The organism is Candidatus Symbiopectobacterium sp. NZEC135, from assembly GCF_025962695.1.
Window position 1 is genome coordinate 1 of the sequence record NZ_JAGFPF010000329.1, and the last position, 1,764, is coordinate 1,764.

General features: G+C 46.9%; 1 protein-coding gene. It reads right to left on the bottom strand.

Features of this window, described 5'->3' with window-relative positions; translation table 11 throughout:
• A partial coding sequence (locus tag J5224_RS26495; RefSeq protein ID WP_264628151.1) for a tetratricopeptide repeat protein occupies window positions 1-1,764 on the bottom strand: 1,764 nt, incomplete at both ends.

Genomic DNA, 1,764 nt, shown 5'->3' on the forward strand with positions numbered 1-1,764 from the left:
GGCGTATTTTCGCAATAGTCTTGCCACACTGCACGCAACATTTCCTCAAAATGGGTTGCTGGCGTAATGCCGTCAGGCTTGGGTCGTTCAAATTTGGAACGCATTTCTTGTCGGTATTGGTTAAGTTCATCAAGGCGGGTAGACCATGCGACAGCCTTGGTGACATAATCCGCTTTTGAGGTGGCAACAAAACCATTCAACCCCAGCCATTGCAAAGCCGCAACGCCTTGTTGTGTTGGAAGGGTTTCCCCTGAGATCGTCAAGGTCGGTACGCCCATCCACAGCGCATGGTTAGTGGTTGTTCCACCAGTGTAGGGATAGGTATCCAGAAGCAGATCGATTTCATGGTGCGCAGCCAGATATTCGTGCATTCCCATTTTTTCAAGGAAAAGTAACTGTTTGGGTTCCACTCCCAACGCTTCAAGCTTGGCACGGATAATATCAATATTTTTCTGCCCAGCTAACGCACCAATGATAATTCTGCTATTGGGTACCGCTTTCAATACTGCCGCCCAGGCCTCAAATATATAGTCATTCAATTTCTGCATGCGGTTCATACTGCCAAAAGTGAACTGGCCACGTTTAATCGCCGGTAACTCATTCACATCAGGACTATTATCGGTCGGTTTGAACTGTTGAGTACTGCGCACATAGAGTGTCTTTTCGGTAAACTGTCGATCAAAACTCTCAGGAAGCGGTTGCAAATTCAAGATAAGGAAATAATCCATCGCCCGCATGCCGGTGGTGCCCGGATAACCAATCCAACTGATCTGAATCGGCGCGGGTTTAAACGCAAACATCGGCAAGCGGTTATGCCCCGTATGGCCTGAGAGGTCGAATAAAATATCGATTTGTTCCTGGTTAATCAACGCAGCCAGTTCCACATCGCTCTTGTCATAAACGGCATGCCACCCTTGCGTCGCCTTTTGCAATTTACGGGACATATCGTCGTATTGATGCGACGTTGCAAAGGCATGGATGGAATAAAGATCGGTATTGAGCGATTCCCAGAAAGGACTCAAAAAATTACTGACAGGGTGTCGGCAGAGATCGCCTGAAACAAATCCAATACGCAATTTACGCTCAGGATCACGAAGCCCTGAATACGAAAAGTTACGTTGATACTGTTGCGCTCGCTTCTCAACCATATCACCGAACTCACAGTGTTCGGCGAACAATGCCTCTGAAGAAATTTGCACATCGTGAGACAGACTAAACAAGTAGTTGCTATGCAAAATGTAATTATCAGGAGCAAGGGTACGCATACGGCGAAAGCACTCAACGGCCTCCGCCATGCGCCCTTGATTACTCAGCAGACTGGCTAAGTTACTCAGAATATTGGCATCGTCGTGAGAATACTGTTCCGCTTTACGCAGACAGGCTTCAGCCTGAATTGGGTTATTGCTCTCTTTATATAACGCCCCCAGCAAATTCCAGGTTGCGACATTGCTCGGATCGCAACGTAAAATTTTCCTTGCCAAACGCCCGGCATAGTAGTTTTTATCGGTGTGCCAAAAGACATGCGCTGCATCAAGGTACACTGACCAACTGGTCGCATGCAGCGAAAGCGTTTTCATCAAAGCGGCTAATGATTCATCAAAAGCGTTGGTCTTTAGATACGTTTGCGCTAGCAAATGCTGATAATGAATGTTGTCAGGCATTTTGCCCACCAACGTTTGGGCGGCCTGACGCGCTTCAGAAAAGTCATTATTGACGATAAAATCGATAATACGTTTATAGATCTTTTTGTCTGGCGTCGGTGCT